At 59.3% G+C, this 19,303-nt stretch carries 14 protein-coding genes and 3 pseudogenes; 5 read left to right on the top strand and 12 right to left on the bottom strand.

What is annotated here, in order from left to right; all coding sequences use genetic code 11:
- Positions 1-70: 70 nt before the first annotated feature.
- From AOC05_RS08445 to AOC05_RS08430, 4 genes are all read right to left on the bottom strand, one after another.
- On the bottom strand, positions 71-940 hold the full coding sequence (locus AOC05_RS08445; RefSeq protein WP_062006842.1) for an aldo/keto reductase: 870 nt from the start codon (positions 938-940) through the stop codon (positions 71-73).
- Between the two features lie 309 nt (positions 941-1,249).
- Entirely contained in the window at positions 1,250-1,690 is a 441-nt protein-coding gene (locus tag AOC05_RS08440) for a DUF2177 family protein (RefSeq protein WP_062006841.1), read from the bottom strand.
- Positions 1,687-3,555 carry an AMP-dependent synthetase/ligase gene (locus tag AOC05_RS08435; RefSeq protein ID WP_062006840.1) on the bottom strand — a complete coding sequence of 623 codons (1,869 nt, stop codon included), beginning with the start codon at positions 3,553-3,555 and terminating at the stop codon, positions 1,687-1,689. The genes AOC05_RS08440 and AOC05_RS08435 overlap by 4 nt, the downstream gene beginning before the upstream one ends.
- Positions 3,552-4,013 (bottom strand): MarR family winged helix-turn-helix transcriptional regulator, encoded by a 462-nt coding sequence (locus AOC05_RS08430; protein ID WP_062006839.1) that lies wholly within the window; start codon positions 4,011-4,013, stop codon positions 3,552-3,554. Before AOC05_RS08430 ends, AOC05_RS08435 begins: the two co-directional genes overlap by 4 nt.
- Before the next feature lie 142 nt (positions 4,014-4,155).
- Here AOC05_RS08430 and AOC05_RS08425 point away from each other — a divergent pair, with 142 nt between their 5' ends.
- The gene (locus tag AOC05_RS08425) at positions 4,156-5,025 is read left to right on the top strand and encodes a DUF1295 domain-containing protein (RefSeq protein WP_062006838.1); all 870 of its coding nucleotides are present in this window, start codon (positions 4,156-4,158) and stop codon (positions 5,023-5,025) included.
- Between the two features lie 561 nt (positions 5,026-5,586).
- Here the strand turns inward: AOC05_RS08425 and AOC05_RS08420 are convergent.
- The 4 genes from AOC05_RS08420 to AOC05_RS08410 all read right to left on the bottom strand — a co-directional run bounded on the left by AOC05_RS08420 (position 5,587) and on the right by AOC05_RS08410 (position 7,982).
- Positions 5,587-6,228, bottom strand: coding sequence for a hypothetical protein (locus tag AOC05_RS08420; protein WP_062006837.1), 642 nt, complete (start codon positions 6,226-6,228; stop codon positions 5,587-5,589).
- Between the two features lie 504 nt (positions 6,229-6,732).
- Complete coding sequence (locus AOC05_RS20770) at positions 6,733-7,128, bottom strand: FAD-dependent oxidoreductase (protein ID WP_420480383.1); 396 nt, start codon at positions 7,126-7,128, stop codon at positions 6,733-6,735.
- On the bottom strand, positions 7,064-7,198 hold the full coding sequence (locus AOC05_RS20415) for a hypothetical protein (protein WP_257720359.1): 135 nt from the start codon (positions 7,196-7,198) through the stop codon (positions 7,064-7,066). The genes AOC05_RS20770 and AOC05_RS20415 overlap by 65 nt, the downstream gene beginning before the upstream one ends.
- Before the next feature lie 199 nt (positions 7,199-7,397).
- Positions 7,398-7,982, bottom strand: a complete 585-nt coding sequence (locus AOC05_RS08410; protein ID WP_062006835.1) for a MarR family winged helix-turn-helix transcriptional regulator — start codon at positions 7,980-7,982, stop codon at positions 7,398-7,400.
- Between the two features lie 107 nt (positions 7,983-8,089).
- On the opposite strand from AOC05_RS08410, the pseudogene AOC05_RS20765 reads away from it, so the two are divergent.
- Positions 8,090-10,089 (top strand): annotated as a pseudogene (locus AOC05_RS20765) (MMPL family transporter).
- A 29-nt stretch (positions 10,090-10,118) separates the two neighbouring features.
- Here the strand turns inward: AOC05_RS20765 and AOC05_RS20555 are convergent.
- The 3 genes and pseudogenes from AOC05_RS20555 to AOC05_RS08390 all read right to left on the bottom strand — a co-directional run bounded on the left by AOC05_RS20555 (position 10,119) and on the right by AOC05_RS08390 (position 11,122).
- Positions 10,119-10,498, bottom strand: a pseudogene (locus AOC05_RS20555) (FAD-binding domain-containing protein).
- Complete coding sequence (locus tag AOC05_RS20760; RefSeq protein ID WP_420480382.1) at positions 10,495-10,929, bottom strand: hypothetical protein; 435 nt, start codon at positions 10,927-10,929, stop codon at positions 10,495-10,497. Before AOC05_RS20760 ends, AOC05_RS20555 begins: the two are co-directional and overlap by 4 nt.
- Entirely contained in the window at positions 10,922-11,122 is a 201-nt protein-coding gene (locus AOC05_RS08390) for a hypothetical protein (protein WP_062006832.1), read from the bottom strand. The genes AOC05_RS20760 and AOC05_RS08390 overlap by 8 nt, the downstream gene beginning before the upstream one ends.
- 764 nt (positions 11,123-11,886) lie before the next feature.
- On the opposite strand from AOC05_RS08390, the gene AOC05_RS08385 reads away from it, so the two are divergent.
- Both AOC05_RS08385 and AOC05_RS08380 read left to right on the top strand, forming a co-directional pair.
- A complete protein-coding gene (locus AOC05_RS08385) occupies positions 11,887-12,699 on the top strand; it encodes a tryptophan-rich sensory protein (protein WP_082357859.1) in 813 nt (270 codons plus the stop codon).
- Positions 12,696-14,171, top strand: coding sequence for an SDR family oxidoreductase (locus AOC05_RS08380; protein WP_062006831.1), 1,476 nt, complete (start codon positions 12,696-12,698; stop codon positions 14,169-14,171). The genes AOC05_RS08385 and AOC05_RS08380 overlap by 4 nt, the downstream gene beginning before the upstream one ends.
- A gap of 972 nt (positions 14,172-15,143) precedes the next feature.
- Here AOC05_RS08380 and AOC05_RS08370 read toward each other — a convergent pair.
- Positions 15,144-16,194 (bottom strand): annotated as a pseudogene (locus AOC05_RS08370) (IS110 family transposase).
- Positions 16,195-18,265: 2,071 nt separating this feature from the next.
- Here AOC05_RS08370 and AOC05_RS08365 point away from each other — a divergent pair.
- Positions 18,266-19,249 carry an NAD-dependent epimerase/dehydratase family protein gene (locus AOC05_RS08365; protein WP_062006829.1) on the top strand — a complete coding sequence of 328 codons (984 nt, stop codon included), beginning with the start codon at positions 18,266-18,268 and terminating at the stop codon, positions 19,247-19,249.
- The last annotated feature ends 54 nt before the right edge of the window (positions 19,250-19,303 follow it).

Genomic DNA, 19,303 nt, shown 5'->3' with positions numbered 1-19,303 from the left:
GCTCCTGTTCGGCCAGCCCTTCCGGGCAAGCGTGGGTTCTCGCGTTGTTGTTGTCGGCGGTGGAAAGCGGTTAGCGAGCCGCTTCGAGTTCGGCGTAAGTGTCGTCGTCGAGTACGACGGCGGCGGCGCCCAGATTTTCTTCGAGGTGTTTCACGGATCCGGTGCCGGGAATTGGCATCATGACCGGAGACCGGCGCAACAGCCATGCCAGGGCGACCTGAGATGTTGTGGCACCGAGCCGTTTAGCGGCCTCATCTAGTGGTCCGCCGGGCTGTGCCAGCTCACCGGCGGAGATCGGCGCCCAAGGGATAAAGCCGATACCGTTCTGCTCGGCATAGTTCAGGACGTCCTCGGAGCTGCGGTCCGTGAGGTTGTAGCGGTTTTGCACGGTGGAGACGGTGAAGTACTTTCCGGCTTCTTCGAGCTGGGCCACGCTCACCTGCGAGAGGCCCAGCGCCTTGACCTTGCCCTCTTTTTGCAGGTCACGCAGGAGAGTGAATTGCTCTTCTGGATCCACCTTGGGATCGATCCTGTGCAGCTGGAGCAGATCTAGGGAATCCACTTTGAGCTTGCGCAGGCTCAGCTCGGTCTGCTGGCGGAGGTATTCGGCTCGGCCCACCGGAACCCACACGTCCGGTCCGGTGCGGGTAAACCCTACCTTGGTAGCAATTTTCAGGCCATCCTTGTACGGGTGCAACGCCTCGGCCAGGATCTCCTCGCTAATATTTGGTCCATAGGAATCAGCGGTGTCAATGAAGTCGACCCCGAGTTCCACTGCACGGCGGACGACGGCGATCGCGGCTCCCCGATCCGTAGGCTCACCCCAGACGCCGTCTCCGACAATGCGCATAGCACCGAACCCTAGACGATGGACCCTGCCCAGATCCTTCAGATCGATGGTGGTTGATACTTCCAGATTCTGTGAGTTGTCATGGTTCATAGGAGCGATAACCGCCTCAGCGTGCCGCGTATTCCTTTTACGTCTTGACCAGCACGGTTGCCGCAGGAAACCGCTCCTTGCGCGTCCTGGAAAATCGAGCCGCGGTTCTACGTTTTACTAGCGGCGTCGTCGTGCGTAAAATCAACCGTTGCAAGCCAGGGACGCAGTTAGGTGGGAGTTTCCACCACCTCCTACAAAACTGATTCTCATCACGGCGAAGTAGCGAGCTTTTAGTGCCACTTATTGTTGCAATTGGGCCCTGAATGAGCCGGTGGGTTGATGCCGGGGACCGCACCCAGTGGGTCCTCGTTACAGCAGGGGTTCTTGCTTGCGGTTTTTTCGCAGCGCCGTAGACACTATGAGCGTTAGCCAGACCACCACGGCGGAGGCGCCGGTGCCCCAGAGGATATCGGTGATTGCAACACTGAGTGGAAAGTCTTTCAGGATTGAAAATGCTGTCATGGCCCAGGTGGTGTAGCTGAAGAAACCAAAGAGCGCTCCTGCGCCCACGCGTTGGCGCAGGGGGGCTTTCAGCTCGAGTGGACGGACGCCGTAGTGCACTATTCCTGCCACGAAGATCAAGTAAAAGAATCCAGCTCCGGCCAGTTGAGGCTTCGCTGCCATCAGGTCCGGGATGTTCCGCTGGTACTGCGGCAGTGCAACCGAAAGAATCCACACCACATCGATGAGTGCGAAGATCACTGCCGCTAGAACATAGTGCAGGAGCCAGGATTTGCTGCGCGACGTCATCCTTGGGACCTTGTCTCTGCGTAAATTTTGTCAATGAAAATCAGTGACCGGTCGGTAAAGATGTTTCGTTTGAGCTTCATGGTGGGGGTCACTAGCCCGTTGGCTTCACTGAGGTCGGCGACTAGCAACACGATCTTGCGCACCTGTTCCGAGCGAGCAATCTTGGAGTTGGCCGCACTCACCACTTTGTTGATGACTTTGCGAAGGCGAGCGTCGTCGATTTCCACGCACCCGCCGTCGTCGGGGGTTCTGAGGCTTTGGAGATCAGTGAAACCCTTGCTTTGCGCCCACTCCGAGACAGAGCCGGAATCCAAGAGAACTAGTCCGCCCAGAAAAGGTTTGCCCTCGCCTACCATGACCGCGTGCGCTATCAGGGGGTCACTTTCCACATAGCCTTCCCAGATAGTGGGCGATATGGTCTTTCCTCCGGCGGTGATAATGACGTCCTTGATGCGGCCGGTGAGTGTGAGTCGTCCTTGCTCATCGAGGACGCCGGTATCGCCGGTGCAAAAGAAACCATCCTGGAACGCGTGCGTGTTATCGGCGGGGTTGTTGTATCCGGCAAAAACGCCCACGCCACGGGCCAGCACCTCGCCGTTTTCAGAGATGCGTATGGTGGTTCCCGGCATTGGCACGCCAACGGATCCGGCCTTGATGGAGTGCGGCAGGTTTCCCGTCAACGGTGCTGTGGTCTCTGTCAGTCCGTAACCCTCGATGACAGGCAAGCCCAGCCCCCGGAAGAACAGTGAAAGTTCGGCATCCAACGCGGCTGCTCCGGAGAGAAGGTACTCTAGGCGCCCGCCCACGAGCTTGCGGATGCGGGCGTAGAACAAAAGGTCAAAGAGTGCATGCCGGACCCGGAGAGAGAGCCCAGCTTTGCGGCCGGGATCGCTCTCGCGCTCCTGCGCCAGAAGCCCCCAGTCCACGGCGGTTGCCTGCGCCAGAGCCCACACGCCCCCAAGGTTTTTCTTCGAGGCGGCAGCGGCAGCGGAGCCTTGGATCTTTTGCAGTACGCGTGGCACCACAACTAAAAATGTCGGCTTCAGAACCCCCAGTGCCGGCACTATTTCTGTGGTGTCGCTGAGATGGGCAATGCGCATTCCGTTGGCCAGGCAAATGAGTTGCAGGCCGCGGGCCAGCACATGCGCCATGGGGAGAAAAATGATGGTGTTCCCGGATTCCTTGACCACCTCGGTGTAAGCGCCTGCAACACTGAGCACCTGGCCCACAAAATTTCCGTGTGTGATGAGTGCGCCCTTGGGGGCGGCGGTGGTTCCGGAGGTGTATACAATGGTGGCCACAGAATCTAGGCTGGCCATCAGGCGCCGGGCTTCCAGGGCTTCTAAGGTGATATGCGCGCCACCATGGGTCAGATCTGTCAGGGTTGGCCCCGTACCAGGGTCCATGGACCAGAGTTGCCAGTCGGACACGCCAGACTGCGTAAATCCTTCCTCCAATAATTGGGCTTGTTCGGCAGTGCCTGCAACGGCAAAACGCACGGAGGCGTCTTGAAGGATAGCCGAAACCTGGTTAAGTGCTGATGTCTCATAAATGGGTACCACCACGGCAGAAGCAAACCAAGCGGCCATATCCATCAGTGCCCACTCATACCGGGTGGGGGACATGATGGCTAAGGTTTCCCCGGGCTCCAACCCAGCGGCCATCAATCCCTTAGCCAAGGCCCGGACCTCGGTGACAAATTCATGGGTGCTTACCTTCCGCCACGGATCTGTGATGGAACTACGGCTGGCACGAACCTCAAAGGCGATGTGATCTGGCGCGTTGTGGAACCGCCGCATGAGCAGTTCAGTTGCATTGGGATAATCGCAGGCGCCGGACAAAGCTGGTGTGGTGATCTCTTTCATGTGGCGTCCTTGGTAGAAAGTATCTGCAGATGTGTGCGCATGAGGTCTTGTGTTACATCAAGAAAAGCAACAACCGTGCTGATTTGATCCGGAGGGAGGGCTTGGAGTTGTTCGGAGAGGACAGATACCAAAGGCAAGGTCAGGTCCATGATGCGCTGGGACGCTTCCGGGCTTGCCGTCAAGGTCACCAAGCGCCTATCAGTTTCGCTGCGCTGACGGGTCACATAGCGACGTAATTCCAAGCGTTTGGTGATGGCTGTGGTGGTGGCGGCGGTATAGCCTAATTCCTCGGCCAGCCGCCCGGAGGTGAGCGGCCCCAATTCCGATAGGGCACACAAGGCCCGGTAATCCGTGAGATTCAGCCCTAACCTCAGTGCCATCTCCCGCTCACTTTCCCGGACCAGAGCAACCAGTGCCCGCAGGGTTCCAGCAACGGGCTCGCGCGATGATTCGCTCACAACTTTCCTCACCTTCTCAGGTTTCAAGTATACTCAATTACCTTTGACCATCAAACAAATTTGAGCAAGCTAGAGTGTAGTGAGAACTAAGACACCCATGGCTTCTGCACTTACAACCTGCAGTCAAGAGAGGTCCCCTCCCATGAAACAGTCCGACCGTAAGGCGCTAGTTATCTTTCCCCTGGTCTTGTTGATCGGGGCACTACTTGCAGTGGCTGGCAGCAGTGGCGGTAGTTTCGTCGGAGCCATCCCCACGTTCACGCTCGCCGTAGCAGCAGCCATCACGATCCAGTGGATAGTCTTCATTCCCTCTTTCATGAAGCAAACCGAAAAGTTTTACGACATCACCGGAACATTGACCTATGTTTCCATCACCGTGATGATCCTGCTGGTAATCCCCAAGCTCGACGCGCGATCCCTGCTTTTGGGTGCCCTGGTTTTGGCGTGGACCTTACGGCTAGGCATCTTCTTGTTCCGGCGTATCAGCAAGGCCGGTAAGGATGATCGCTTTGATGCACTCAAGCCCTCTTTTGTCCGGTTCTTGAATGTCTGGACTATTCAAGGACTGTGGGTCACCTTCACCGCAGCGGCGGCATGGGTTGCCATGACTTCAGGAAAATCGGTACCGCTTGATGGCTTCGCAGTCCTCGGATTGGTCCTGTGGGTGGTGGGATTCGGCATGGAAGTCATCGCTGACCAGCAAAAATCACGCTTCAACGCCGACCCGGCAAATAGGGGCAAATTCATTTCCACAGGCCTGTGGTCCTTCTCCCGCCACCCCAACTATTTTGGCGAGATCCTCTTGTGGATTGGAGTGGCCATCATTGCCTTCCCAGCGCTGGAAGGCTGGCAGAACGTTGCGCTCATCTCACCGGTCTTTGTCATCTTGTTACTGACCAAGGTCAGTGGCGTGCCATTGCTGGAAAAGAAGGCAGAATCCAAGTGGGGCGGACAAGCCGACTACGAGACCTACAAGGCGAACACTCCAGTGCTGCTCCCGAAGCTCTTCTAGACCAAACGGCATACGGTGCCCCTCATCGGCACCGCGGATTCCAAGCACTAAGACTGCACCCCAAGCAGGGATCGCCGTTCGCGGCACCGGAAACCCTGTTGACCGTCCCCTCAGCGGGATTCGTCGTCTCAGACACTGTTGGTGCCGGCGAATCTTACGGGCAGGCTCGATCTTGGGTCTACTCGCCAGCTCACCCAATGGTCTGGCGCTGGACGTGTTGGACAAAATAGCCACAACCGCCACCATGGCTGCGACCTTCGCTGTCCGGCACCCACATGGGCTATGCAGAAGCGCGATAGCTGGTCCACCGGGCGCCGGATACTGGACGCGGGAGTCATGAGGTTGAAGGAGCCTTAGCTGGCGCCGCCGATCCGGAGGTCGGCAACCTCAGAAGAACCTCATCCCAGTCAGCGCAAAGTGGAGATTCTCCGCGCTGACCGGCGGATCCAGGCGTGATGGCTGGTTGCAGTGGGTTGTTCTGCCAACCGCGCCAATGCCGGCACCCTCGCGATAGATCCCGACAAAGCGAGTCTCAAGTCAGCAGGTTGCGTAGTCCAATGCCTAGGCTGCCCGTGCCACAACAGCTCCCAGGGGCCTGAGCCAGCGTGGCAGCCCCGCCGTCCGGAGGCTCTGGAGCCAGAGGACCAAAACCTCGGAGCCATGCTGCTCGACCTTGGCCTCGACCTCGCCTGACACCGGGCCAAATTTCGACACTCTTAGAAGTCCCGGATTGCCTGCACTGGGGACTTCGGCGCGGCTGACCAGCATGCGGTCTGGGAATCTGATGGGTCCCAAGGACGTGAGCCCGACAAATTCCAGGCCATCGCGCATCCGGCTTCGCGCCGGCGTCACTATGGTGAGGAGGATGGCTCTGGTGTGGCCATCCAGATCGGTCAGCTTGTCCCGTACGTCCGTAGCGTTGCCGGCACAGCGAATCTGTACGGTGAACGTGTCGCTCAGGGGCCCACGCGCAATGGCCGTTCCTGGTGCGTCACCAAGTGCGTGCGCTGCTGCAACACCAATGGCCAATGCGCCCTGGATTGAAGATTCCGCAGTGTCACCGGCTATTGTCACTCCGGCGATCCCACGGGTCAGCGGACGTCCCCCAGGCACGACGGCGGGTAGTGCAGCGGGAATGTCGTGGCGCACCAACAATCTCCAGGTGGGGTCATGAATGCCCATAATGTAGGCTGCTTGGGCCATGGCTTCGCCATCATCTAATCCGTGCGCACCTACCGCAGTTGCTTGCACCAGATGGTGTCCGATGGGGGGCGTAGGACGGGCACACATTGGAGATCACCAACGTATGGATCAACCGGGAATCTTCCCCGGCATCAAGGTAGAGAAAAGGCAAGGCGCTGGGACGATGGGGAGCATCGAACCACCACGTGGTCAAGGAATTCATGGCTGGCTCTGGCTGCCCAGTGAGGCGGGCGCTAACTTGTGGGCCGGCGGCCACTACCACGCTGTCCGCTGTCAGCTGTCAGCTCTTCGCCCAAGGCGCAGACTACTGTCACTTGGGCGTTCTGGCTGATGCGGGATTTTGCGGTCGTTGAGAATCGGATGTGGTCCCAGACGGGTCCGGCCAACTCATGTGCCACTGCCGACATTCCTTGCGACGGCAAGGATGGGATTCCCTTGGCGATATACCAAGCCAATGTTCGAGCCGAGGAGGCTACGGTTCTGAGATCCCGGTCTGCCACCACACTAGAGGAGAACTGCTTGATGACTTTGCGCAGAGGACCCTAGAAACCAGCGCCCTCGATGATTTGGTGCAGTGTCAGCGACTCGGCGCGGGCAACGCCGTGCCAGCGTAGCAGTGCAGGAACGCCGGTGATTTTCACGGTACCGCCGAACAGCCCTCTGATGTATGAGGGATGGCGGAAAAGGATCCGCCAATACCTGAACGCCACGCTCATTCCGAACCGCGACACCGCGTCCCGACGCATGTAGATCAAGATTATTCAAATCAAGTGCCCGCCGAGCGTCCGGGTAGCAGGGATTAATCAGCTGAAATCCCCGGTCGCACCGAAGGCCGTCAATCTGCTCCGTGTCGACGCGGCCACCAACCCTTTGCGGAGGCTTCCCGGATCGTGACGTCATGCCCTTGTTCGGCGGCCAGCCCTGCGTCCCGCAACCCGGCCAGCCCCGCGACAATCACAATTACGTTCAAGGTATTTTCCTTCTTCGGTAAGGAATTCTCAGAGTATTTCGTGCCGTTACCCGAGCATATCCTCGATCCACGAATGACAGTCCGTGGGCGACCGGTAGCTCTCACCTCATTGGTTCGGATCTCCCAGAATCTCGGCAACGAGTTACCATGGGCCCGAGGACTGGGCCACCGCTTTCCGTGTCCTTTCAGAGACGGCAGGCTATTCGGATGAGGCTGCGGGCTGGGCCCAGGCTTCATCCGTAAGCGTGATTTCTTGTGTCATGTCGTCCAGGAAGCGGATGACCACATCGCGCTCTGCGGCGCTGAGCCGGGCTGCTGCATGGAAACGCTTGGCCTGCTGGCGACCCACGGTATCCATGGCCGACTGGCGGGTCTTGGCCGTGATAGTAATGGCTAAGGCGCGACGATCGCTGGGGTGGGCAGAGCGAGTGATATGACCTGCGTGTTCGAGCCTATCCAGCAGCTTGGTGGTGGACGCCGTCGAAATTTTCAGGTGGCGGGCAATGGCTCCGGGTGTGGCAATTGCGTCGGTGTTGGCCGTGACGATCAAGTAGTGCAGGGCCCGCATGTCCGACTGGTTCAACTTCATGTATTTCAGCGACGCATCCGAGAGCTGCTTCTCCGCGGTGCGCAGCCTGCCCAGCGCAGCCATGAGCGCACCGATGTGCACCACGTCTTCGGTGGACATCGCCGAGCGGTCTATTAGTTGACTCTTCGGGTCGGCGTCGTTGAAGTCATAGACGTTGGACGGCAATGGTGGAGGGTTGCCCTGGATACCTACCATGTTGATAATTCTATCCTCCCACTAATATAAAGAACCAAACATCTTGCAAGCTAGGTTATTAGCTTGCTAGGCTAGCTTAAAATTATGCGGCTACCGGAGATCAGCCCATGAATAGAGCCGTGGAGTTGAGCAGCGGTGGAGCCCGCCAAGACAAAGCGCCCATAAGCACCAGGAAAAGGCTGAGGAACCTGCTACCAGCGCTGATCATCATCATCTGGCTAGCCGGCGGGTCAATTGGTGGACCATATTTTGGCAAGGTCAGCGAGGCTTCATCCAATGACCCCACCGCATACTTTCCCTCTTCTGCTGATGCAACTCAAGTGCAAAAGTTGCAAGGCGAGTTCCGTAACTCCGATGAAATCCCCGCAGTTGTGGTCTTCTCCAGCAACAGAACCCTGAACGAGACCCAGCTCGCCTCAATTTCCAAGGAGATCGCAGCCCTGATCTCCATCCCTGGGGTTGCTGCAGAGGTTTTCCCGGGCATTCCTTCAAAGGATGGCAAGGCGGTGCAGTCATTTGTGCCGATCCAAGCCGATGCAGACATCGGTGAGGCAGCCACCACCTTTGGCACGCCCCTGCAGGCGGCGCCCCTGACAGGTCCTTGTCTACCGCTCGCGGCTGCTGCCCGTGGCCGTGCTCGCCACCAGCCTCTTCGCCTTGTGCGTAGCGCTGCTGAGTGTGTGGTGGCTGGCAAAAGCCGGAATCCTGATCTTGAGCGAGCAAACCCAGGGCATCTTGTTCATTCTGGTTATCGGTGCGGCCACCGACTACTCGCTGCTCTATGTGGCCCGGTACCGGGAAGAGCTGCGGGTCAGCACGGGCAAATGGGCTGCCAGCATGGCGGCCATCCGCAAATCCGCCGAACCCATTGCAGCTTCCGATGGAACCGCGATCGCCGGTCTGTTGTGTTTGTTGCTCGGCGATTTGAAATCCAATAGTTCGCTGGGATCCGTTGCCGCGATCGGCATTGTCTTCGCCATGCGCTCGGTACTGTGCCTATTGCCGGCACCGTTGTGCGCCTTCGGTCGGAACGCCTTCTGGCCGCGACGGCCAAAATTCGAGCCGGAGGTGGTGGCCGCAGAACACGGAGTACAAGCCACCGGCGTCTGGGCCAAGCTCGCCAGGATCATCAAGCGCCGCCCGCGGCTGATTTGGATGGACACCACGACTGTCCTGCTGGTGGGAGCTTTTGGTGCCGCCACGCTCAATGCCAGCGGCGTACCGCAATCGGATTTGGTGTTGGGCGCCTCCGATGCACGTGATGGCCAAGCCGTTCTTGGCGAACACTTCCCTGGAGGCACCGGCAGCCCCGTGCTGGTGGTGGTCCCGAACTCTGGACTTCATAAGGCTGCCGATGTGATGCTGGCACTGGACGGCATTGAATCCGTTTCCGTGCTCTCTGCCTGGGCACCCGGCGGAGCCGCCACGGTGACAACTGCCGGACTGAGGCGAGGGGCGCCGCCGGCGCTGCCGTTCCCGAAACCACGGTGGGCGGAGGCGTGGCAACGGCCACTGACACCAACGACGCCTCGATCCATGACCGCAATCTGATCATCCCCGGAGTGCTCGTGGTGATTCTGCTGATCCTGATGATGCTGTTGGGTTCTGTCCTGGCCCCGGTCCTGCTGATATTGAACACAGTGCTCTCCTTCGGCACGGCGCTGGGGGGCGGCCTTCTTCTTTAACCATGTCTTCGACTTCCCCGGCGCCGACACGGCCGTTCCACTGTTCGAGTTCATCTTCCCGGTGGCTCTGCGTGTTGACTAGACCATCGTCCTGATGACCCGTGCGCGTGAAGAATCCGTCAAACTTGGCACACGAGAAGGGATCATCCGCGGAGTGGTGATCACAGGCGGGGTCGTCACCTCCGCCGGGCTGGTCTTGGCTGTCACTTTCTGCGCACTGGGGGCGATTCCGATCCTGTTCCGGGCTCAAATCGCCTTCATCGTGGCCTTCGGAGTCTTGCTGGACACCGTAAGTGCGCTCTTTGCTGGTTCCAGCATTCAGTTACGACATTGGAGAGGCAATCTGGTTGCCATCAATCTTGTCCAAGGTAGCGGATACCGAAAGCGACGACGTGACGCCATCAGCGCACCACCGCAGTTAGCGATTCCTCGATCGAACAGGCGGTGCCATTCAGGATTGGGCATCGCTTGTTCGAGCGATTTCCCTCGTGCGATCGAAAGCGGCCAGCGCGGCGGTCCGTGATTCTTTCAAGGCCACCACAGGCTGCTGGCTCGGTGTTGGCCCGAACCGTGCCTGGTAGCCGCCGTGGGCATCAAATTTTTTGGCTTGCAGGACAGGATTGAAAACCCTGAAATAGGTCGCGGCGTCAGCGCCGCACCCTGCCACCCACTGCCAGTTCGCCGGGTTCGAAGTAGCATCCGCGCCCACAATGGTGTCCCAAAACCACGCTTCACCGGCGTGCCGGGAATGCCAAGATTCTTGACCAGCAAGCTGGCGGTGACCATGTGCACCCGGTTGTGCAGCAAGCCGGTTTCCCACAGTTCTCTCATGCAGGCATCGACCAGCGAAAACCGGTCTCACCGCGGCACCAGGCTCTGTTGAAGGCATCGACCTCGGCCTGCTCAGGAGCAGCCGATCCGGGTTGGGGCTTTGCCGCGCCGGCGATGCTGTTGGGCGTGGGGAGCAGCACGGTGGGCCGCGCACAGTCAAAATTGTTGAATTCAGGGCGCAGGTTCACCGTGCCCATATCAGGGTGGTGGTGGCGCAGGTTCCAGCAAAAGTTCCGCCAGGCCAGTTGGCGCATGATGGCCCGGGCGCCGTCGGCGGCGCCCTGATTTTCAGCCGCCAGTCTCCCCAGGGCCTCCCATATCTGCACCGGGCTCACATGCCCCCACCGCAGTGCAGGGGACAGCCGTGAGGTGCCGTTGGTCCCGGGGCGGTCCTGCCCAAGCTGGTAGTCGGTGGACACCTCCTCAAGCACTACTGCGAGGTGCTTGTGCGCTGCCGCTTAGCGGGAAGTCCAAGCCGCAGCCCAAAATGACTATCAGCTTCTCGGCGGTCTGCTCCTGCGCCCGTTCCTCCCCGCGCTGGAGTGTGAAGGCGTCGAATTCCAGCTTGACCAGCCGAGGCCGGGTAAGCGCCCGCCCACAAAAGAGGTATAAATGCGTTCCCACAAGACTGCCGTGGCTTGTGAATAAGCTGCGGCATCCTTCCTGTAGCCATCTGCAAGCTGAGCGATTTCATGGCGGACTGATGCGTCAAATCTTGCAGCGGCGCCAGTGCTGAGTGACGCTGCTGGGTGGGCGGTTGTCCAAGTCGACAAACTCATGATCTCGCTCTCCGTTTCACGGCAGTGGTCGCAGGTAGGGGATCGATCCCGGCATGGATCGATTGCAGCACATCTTCCAACAATTCCATAACCGCTTGTTGGTCCTCCGGTGCTGTGTTATTCAGTGGCTCATTTGAATCTCTAAAGAGTGGACGCAACGCCATCACCTCCAGCTCCACAGTCTCTGGGCTGTCGTGATCCAACACCCTGCGGTGGTCCGAAGGGTTCGGCATGCGCATAACGAGCCCCGTGCGCTCAACCTGTTAACAAGTGCAGTGGACGCAGCAGAGGTGATGCCCAGCTTTGCCTCGAATTCACTAGGGGTCAACGCTATTCCAAAAGTCAGATTCTGCAGGGCATTGAAATCTGTTTCGTTGATCTGCAGTTCGCGCAAATTGAATATTGGAGGGCGTCGTTGAAGAGCAGAACCTCCTGCAACAACCGGGCTGCTGACCGCCCGTCTTTGGTCTGGTCGAGAGCGCGTTCTGTCATTTTTACCTCGAGGTGTTGATTGCTCGCCTATCTAGAGACACTATGGGTTATAGGACTTACGCTTGTCGAATAGGTTGAGTTCTGTAAGTTTGGCTTCAAATGAAAAGAGTATTGGCGATGCGAACTGCATACTCAGCGTCACTGACTGCCCGGATATTGTGTGCCGGGGCGGTCTTGCTGGCAACCCTGGGAGCTTTCTACGGCAGCGGAGTGTTGGGCGGCACCCCCATTGCTGACGCCGCAGGTGGGCGTCTCGGCGCTGACTCAACACTGCTGGCACCGGGCACCGGAGCCTTTTCCATCTGGAGCTTTATCTATACCTCGTTGCTGGTTTACGCGGTATGGCAGCTGACCTCCACAGCCGGCAAAAGCCAATCTCAGCGAAAGATTCGCCCCTGGGCTGCCGCCTCAGCCGTCATTAACGCGCTGTGGATCGGGGTGGTCCAGCTCGGGTTGCTGGGGCTCAGTGTACTGGTAATTTTGCTCTTGGTGGCGGTCCTGATCAGGATATTCCTGCTCATGATCCCCGGCACGGATTCTGCGCCCGAGCGCTGGATTACTGGCCTTACCTTCGGTCCTTACCTGGGCTGGGTCAGTGTTGCCACCGTGGCAAACATTTCCGCATGGTTGTCCTCTCTCGGGGTGGGAGAGGGCGCAGCATGGGTGACCCCGCTGGCGGTAGTCCTGGTAATCGTTGCAGCACTTATTGCCGCCGCTACGGTGCACTTCTCCGGAGGACGCATAGCGGCCGCGCTTGCCATGGCGTGGGGCATTGCGTGGATCGGTGTGGGCCGCCGTGATGGCGGGCTGGAATCTGTGCCAGTGTCGGTAGCGGCCTTCTGCGCCGCCGCCCTGGTGATTCTGTACGCGCTCGTGGCAGCCGTCACGTACCGGAAGAAGTTCGACCGCAAATTGGAGCATGCCTCATGAGTGTCATCGCCGTCACCGGAGCAACTGGATACATCGGCGGACGCCTTGTCCCCGTCCTCTTGGAACAAGGTCACGAGGTGCGGGTTCTTACCCGGCGAAAAAAGGCCTTGCGTGATGTGCCGTGGAGCATGGACGTCCATATTGTCGTCGGAGACCTGGCAGATCCAGAGGCTGCTAAGGAACTTTGCTCAGGTGCGGAAGTTCTCTACTATTTGGCGCATTCGATGGGTGGCACCAAAGACTTCGGGCCGGTCGAGGAGCGGTGTGCGCAAGTGCTGGCGGCTGCTGCCAAGGCCGCGGGACTGCAGCGCCTGATTTATTTGTCGGGACTGCATCCCGACGGGGAGCTGAGCATGCACCTTACTTCCAGGGTCAAGGTCGGTGAGATCCTTGAATCCAGCACCGTCCCCACCCTGACGTTGCAGGCTGGCTTGATCATTGGCTCCGGTTCGGCCAGTTTTGAAATGGTCCGCCACCTTACAGATGTCTTGCCGGTGATGCCGGCCCCCCGTTGGGTCTTAAACCAAGTGCAGCCCATCGCCATACGCGATGCCCTCCACTACCTCAGTGAGGCCGCAGGGCTGCCGCCGGAGGTTTCCGGCCGCTTCGACATTGGCGGCCCGCGGGCTCACAGCTATGCAGAACTGATGCGGCTCTACGCCGATGCTGCAGGAATTCGCCGGCCAACTATCCTGCCCCTTCCGGTGTTGACGCCCTGGCTGGCCGCCCAGTGGGTTAACCTGGTCACCCCCATTCCGCGGTCCTTGGCGGTACCCCTGGTCGAATCCCTCCAACACGATTGCGTGATGCGCAACCATGACATAGACACAGTGATAGCCCGTCCGACCAAGGGGCTAACAGGATACCTGCGTGCGGTGGAACTGGCACTGGCTAAGATGAGCGACGACACGGTGGAAACCACCTGGGTGACAGCACACGCGCTGGAATCACCGGCAGATCCACTGCCCTCGGACCCCCAATGGGCTGGACACACCGTCTTCACCGATGTGCGTGAACGGGACACCAAAGCCCGCCCCGAGAGTGTCTTCAAGGTCATTCAAGGAATTGGTGGGGAGACCGGCTACTACTCATTGCCGGGTGCCTGGGCGCTTCGTGGCCTCGTGGACAAGCTCGTGGGCGGGGTAGGGCTGCGCCGTGGCCGGCGCAGCCGGGAAAACTTGGCTCTAGGAGACGCCGTCGACTGGTGGAGGGTTGAGGAAATAGTGCCCGGCCAACTGCTGCGGCTGCAAGCAGAAATGCGCGCCCCAGGCCGTGCTTGGCTCGAGTTTTCCGTGGCCCCCACCGATTCGGGAAGCCGCTACACCCAGCGCGCCGTCTTCTTCCCCCACGGCATTGCTGGCCGCCTCTACTGGCTGGCGATCCTGCCATTTCACGGCCGGATCTTCTCCTCCATGTCCAAACGCATCACCAACGCAGCCGAGGACCTCGATCACGAGCCCCAAAGCCAATAAAGCAAAAAGTTTGCGCGAGGTTCGCGGTGTGGCAGCGGGTCTACGCGCTCGTCCTTCAGAGGCCCAGTGTTAGGACGTGTCGTGATGGACAGTGTGTCTTTTCTACAAGCCAGCGCCGACAGGCTAGGAGGGGGAGGCGGACTTCTCTTGCCTACCCTGAGGTGTACTACTGAAATGAGACGTTGATACTGCGATGCGGGTTCGTACCTCTTGACACCCGGTGGCCTCACGTGAGCGAACTTCGAGGGCTTAGCGTTCAATCCTGTTCCAGTATTGCTTCTGACCGCAATTTCTTCTGGTGTACTACTGCGGTTGGTTTGAATATTTTCGGATCTGGGACCATCGGCGCAGTTCAGCACCTCAACGCGGTCGTGGATTGTCCTCGCGTGAAGCTGTCGACCCAGGGTCCAAGCGGCGGTGGAAACGCTCCTGACCTGCGCGCTTACGATCAGATTGCATTTGTTGAAGGATATATTCATCAGATGCAAGCGGCGGTGGGGTGGCTTTTGATGGTCAGAAAAAGAGGGGCTCCGGCGTCGGAATCCTGCATCTCATCGACGGTCTGCCGTTGCTGAACGAGCGGATCTTCACATCCATGGTGGACGGCTGGTGCAACCAGCAGTTGGTAAGGGCCCTGGCGTTCTCCACCATCGAAGGCAGGCCAGTACCGCCGCGAGACTCGGCCTGCCGCCACGACAGCACTCCAATGATCGCAGTAGTAGCCGGATCACCCTGGTGTGGCTACGCACCAAGAAACCTCGACCAACCCACCAAAGCCAGATAGTAAAAACGCGACGAATACGGAATACTTGAATTGCGGTCGCTACCAGTACAAGACCGCAATAGGGTCAGCTCCGATTCCTACCGTGGTGGCACGGAGGCCTTCGCCAAAATGGTGCGGCACGGGCAAGGGATTACATACAGATGCACTTGCCTTCCCCTCCCCATAGCGTGACCCTTCTATTCTTCGAGTCAAGCCATAAGCGTTTGTAATTTCCTGAATAGTTCTCGGGCAATAGATCGCTTGAGGCACCGACGGATCTCTCTGAGGGTCTTATCTTCAGCGGTGCGCCTTTGAACGTATTCCTTCGTTGCGGCGTCGAACTGCATGCGCGTCCGGGCGATCGTGTGCAGTGCCTTGTTCAGTTGCCGATCGCCTTGGCGATTGAGGCGGTGCCGGATGGTGTTGCCCGAAGAGGCTGGGATGGGGTTGACTCCGGCGATGGCCGCGAAGGCTGCCTCGGAATGAATCCTTCCGTGGTGGGAGTAGGCGACGAGCACGACGGCTGAACTGACCGGGCCCAGCCCCGGCAGGTCCATCAAGCCCGGCGCCATGTCCTGGACGATGTCAGATATGTGGGTCCTGTTGGTTTCCAGCTCGGTGGTAAAGGCAAGGACTGCTCTGGCCAACCGGCGTGCTTCCTCCCGCGCGACATTGTCGGCCCTTATCGTCCCGGGACCGTGTCCGCCATGCAGCGATGGCACGGATTTGGGCATCTGTTAGTGCCTGGCGGCCATCAACACCCAGCGCGGTAGTGCGGATAATCGCTGTCAGTGCTAGCCGGTCAGCTGTGCGTTGGCGATCCATGAGCCGTCGGGCATCCAGCAGGATCCGCAGGGCGTTCCTCTCACCGTCGGCGCGGGGCTCGAGCAGGGTAGCGACCTCGATGCCAAGGACGGACTGCGCTGCTGCCACTGCATCAATGGCATCGGACTTTCCCCGCCCCCTCCGGGAGGTCCTGCGTGGGGGCCGCACATCACAGACGCTCATCCCGGCCCCACGGAGCGCCCGTGTCAGGCCGGCACCGTAGGAGCTCGCACCCTCCACGCAAACCAGGAGCTGCCCTTCCCCGGCACGTCTGTTCATCCAGTCGGCGGCACGGGCGATACCTGGCGGGCTGGTCGGAAACGTTGCGGTGTCTTGGACTTGTCCGGTCGCCGAGGAAAGAATGGCGTAGGTGTGGGTTTTGGCATGGGTGTCCACGCCTACGACATGGGTGAATTGGTTGGCCACGATGGTCATCTCTGGCTCTCCCTTCGAGAGGGTATTGTTCATAACGCCGATCCGGGAAGAGTCACGCCGAGGCAGTTCTCTAACGAGTCACGGCCCCAACCTTTTGAAGGGGGAGGACAACCTTCTATGAAGCCATCGAAGTGGGCCAGAAAGGTGCAGCCCCGACCAGGCGGACATGTCAGAAGTAGGACACTGCCGTGGCAGGTCAGAAAATGAGCGAGTCACACCTGGCCGGAGTAGCACCAGTCTGCCAGCCAGCCCCGGGCCAGCCAATATCCATTAGAGAATTGCTGTGTTCGTCTCAAGCTGTCGATGACCAGATATTGCTGCAAGGGTGCTTCCCCTCGACAGCCAACTACAACTACTTTGAACGAGGGAAGGGTCTGCCCAAGCTTTAGTTGACAATGTGTTGCGTTGACCGCTTGAACCTGCCGCACGACTTATGCCGTTTTCTGCGGCTACCCCATCTGTGCCGGCCAGCAGACCCGAACGTTAGGGGCGGGCAAGGAATGCATAAAGATGCTCTCAACTTGCCCGCCCCGCGTTACTGGTGTTGCGCTGGTCGTCTCAAGCTGTCCGACGACCAGGTGTTGCTGGTGTTGCGCTGGTCGTCTCAAGCTGTCCGACGACCAGGTGTTGCTGGTGTTGCGCTGGTCGTCTCAAGCTGTCCGACGACCAGGTACTGCGGTGTCCGTCTCCTACTGCTTGACGGTCCGGTACTACTGGTGTTGCGCTGGTCGTCTCAAGCTGTCCGACGACCAGGTACTGCGGTGTCCGTCTCCTACTGCTTGACGGTCCGGTACTACTGGTGTTGCGCTGGCCGTCTCAAGCTGTCCGACGACCAGGTGTTATTGATGTTGCGCTGGCCGTCTCAAGCTGTCCGACGACCAGTTACTGCGGTACTACTGTGTCCGTCTCCTACTGCTTGACGGTCCGGTACTACTGGTGTTGCGCTGGCCGTCTCAAGCTGTCCGACGACCAGTTACTGCGGTACTACTGTGTCCGTCTCCTACTGCTTGACGGTCCGGTACTACTGGTGTTGCGCTGGCCGTCTCAAGCTGTCCGACGACCAGTTACTGCGGTACTACTGTGTCCGTCTCCTACTACTTGACGGTCCGGTACTGCTGGTATTGCTCTGGCCGTCTCAAGCTGTCCAACGACCAGTTACTGCGGTACTGCTGTGACCGTCTCCTACTACTTGACGGTCCGGTACTGCTGGTATTGCTCTGGCCGTCTCAAGCTGTCCAACGACCAGGTGATACTGCAACGGTGCTTCCCCCTAGACAATCAAATCCAACTAGTACCAGCGGGGGAACTTCCGTTCTCTTTTTCTTACGAGAAAAAATATAACCACTCTTTGAAATCTCGTCAAGTCGGCTTTGCACGGTCGGAGTTTGGTCGCCTTTTGAGGTTGGCTCGGGACCTACCTTGTGACGCGCAATGGTGCAGCGGTACGTGATCGACGTCGTCTGCCTTAGCGGTAGGTGCTGGCGCCTTCCTCGTGCCTCGTGTCTGGGCCGCAAGCTGCTCAGGCGTTCTTTTGCAGGTTCTTTGTCGGCGCGGTTGCCCCTCGCGTCTAGCGTGCCGTGGGTGTCTTTCCGGAGGCCTGGCCACCGCGCTGGGGGGCGTCCCTGGTCTTGGTCGGCACTCAATGGCGCTGCACATCCTCGTTGTCGGCCCCGCCGTCGAGAGAGACAGCCAGCCCGTCCCGGCGCTCGGCCGAGTCGTATTTGAGGCCAGCCTCATCCCGCCGTGCTTCGGGTCGGTCATTTTCTACGGCCTAGGCACACTGACGGCTCTGGTCTTCCCTGGCGGCTTCGGCCAATAACTGGGTTGCTTGCCTGGTTTCCTCCCATCCCGCAGCGCGTTCGTCTGCGGGCTGTGATTTGCAAGCTTCGGTCAATAAGCTGCGATCGGTAAATTGCCTGTCTCCACGAACGCTAGCGTGGTTGGAATCGCACGTTTCGCCGTGTAGTGGAATCATTTCCTTGCAGGGATGGAAGCACAAGGAAGATGGATTCGAGGAACACGGAGATAGCCCTCGATCCCGGTTTTTTTGAAACGGATATACGGTGTGCATATGACAGACCACCAAGCAGAAGACCATGGCAGTGGCGGGATCGGATCCGATGGGGTGCATGTCGTGGTGGGCGCTGGCCCGATTGGCCTAGGTATCGCGAAGCATCTCACCGCATCCGAGAACACCGTGCGCGTCATCACCCTCTCAGGGGAGACCCGGGGTCTTCCTGCTTCGGTCCGCACCGCAAAGGCCGATGCCTCAGATCCACGTGTCCTAGCCAAAGCCTGCCAAGGCGCAGCGGTCATCTATTTCGCGGCTGCACCGCCTTATCACAGGTGGGCCGATGAGCTCCCTGCGATGCAGGAAGGGGCCATTCAAGCAGCAGCAGAAACCGGTGCTGTCCTGGTAGTGGCGGAGAACCTTTATGGGTACGGCACTGCCGGAACACTTCATGAGACACATCCCCTTCAGCCCAACTCCCAGAAAGGAAGCATCAGGGCGCAGATGAGCGCGAGGCTCTTCGGGGCGCACCGCGCAAGTGAAATACGGGCGGTATCAGGTCGAGCCTCTGACTTCTTTGGCCCCGGCGTCCGTCGGTCGCAGTTGGGCGCCCAAGTGTGGCCGAACCTGGTCACGGGCAAGTCCGTTTGGTGGCTTGGGGATCCTGATGCGACCCACACATTCACTTACGCCCCCGACTTCTCCCGTGCGCTGGTCCGGCTCGGAGCTGAATCTTCCGCTTGGGGCCGGGCGTGGCATGTACCGTCCCCGCCCGATGTGACCTTGCGGCAAGCGCTTAACAAGGCTGCAGACATCGCCGCGGTGAAGCCCCCCTCAATCCGTAAGATCCCGCGACTGCTCCTGCGCGCTGCAGGGCTCATCTTCCCACTGGCCGCTGAGCTGCCAGAGGTCGCATATCAATTCGACAACCCGTTTTTGATGGATTGGAAGGACTATCGCTCTGCATTCGGAGATCAGGCGACAAGTTGGGATACTGCGCTGAAGGCAACACTTTCCTGGTGGGAAAAAGAGCTCAGGTCCTAGGCAAAAAAATCCGGGAGCTCCACGGTCCCACAACACGTTCCCCATGCGGGGCGG

Source organism: Arthrobacter alpinus, from assembly GCF_001294625.1.
GTDB lineage: Bacteria > Actinomycetota > Actinomycetes > Actinomycetales > Micrococcaceae > Specibacter > Specibacter alpinus_A.
This window is presented reverse-complemented; position numbering and strand designations above follow the sequence as displayed.

Excerpts from the sequence above, each read along its gene's own strand:
- AOC05_RS08440 (WP_062006841.1), bottom strand. The coding sequence starts at position 1,690 with ATGACGTCGCGCAGCAAATCCTGGCTCCTGCACTATGTTCTAGCGGCA.
- AOC05_RS08435 (WP_062006840.1), bottom strand. The coding sequence starts at position 3,555 with ATGAAAGAGATCACCACACCAGCTTTGTCCGGCGCCTGCGATTATCCC.
- AOC05_RS08385 (WP_082357859.1), top strand. The coding sequence starts at position 11,887 with ATGCGAACTGCATACTCAGCGTCACTGACTGCCCGGATATTGTGTGCC.
- AOC05_RS20770 (WP_420480383.1), bottom strand. The coding sequence starts at position 7,128 with ATGACGTCACGATCCGGGAAGCCTCCGCAAAGGGTTGGTGGCCGCGTC.
- AOC05_RS08365 (WP_062006829.1), top strand. The coding sequence starts at position 18,266 with ATGACAGACCACCAAGCAGAAGACCATGGCAGTGGCGGGATCGGATCC.
- AOC05_RS08380 (WP_062006831.1), top strand. The coding sequence starts at position 12,696 with ATGAGTGTCATCGCCGTCACCGGAGCAACTGGATACATCGGCGGACGC.
- AOC05_RS08420 (WP_062006837.1), bottom strand. The coding sequence starts at position 6,228 with ATGGCCCAAGCAGCCTACATTATGGGCATTCATGACCCCACCTGGAGA.
- AOC05_RS08425 (WP_062006838.1), top strand. The coding sequence starts at position 4,156 with ATGAAACAGTCCGACCGTAAGGCGCTAGTTATCTTTCCCCTGGTCTTG.
- AOC05_RS08410 (WP_062006835.1), bottom strand. The coding sequence starts at position 7,982 with ATGGTAGGTATCCAGGGCAACCCTCCACCATTGCCGTCCAACGTCTAT.
- AOC05_RS08445 (WP_062006842.1), bottom strand. The coding sequence starts at position 940 with ATGAACCATGACAACTCACAGAATCTGGAAGTATCAACCACCATCGAT.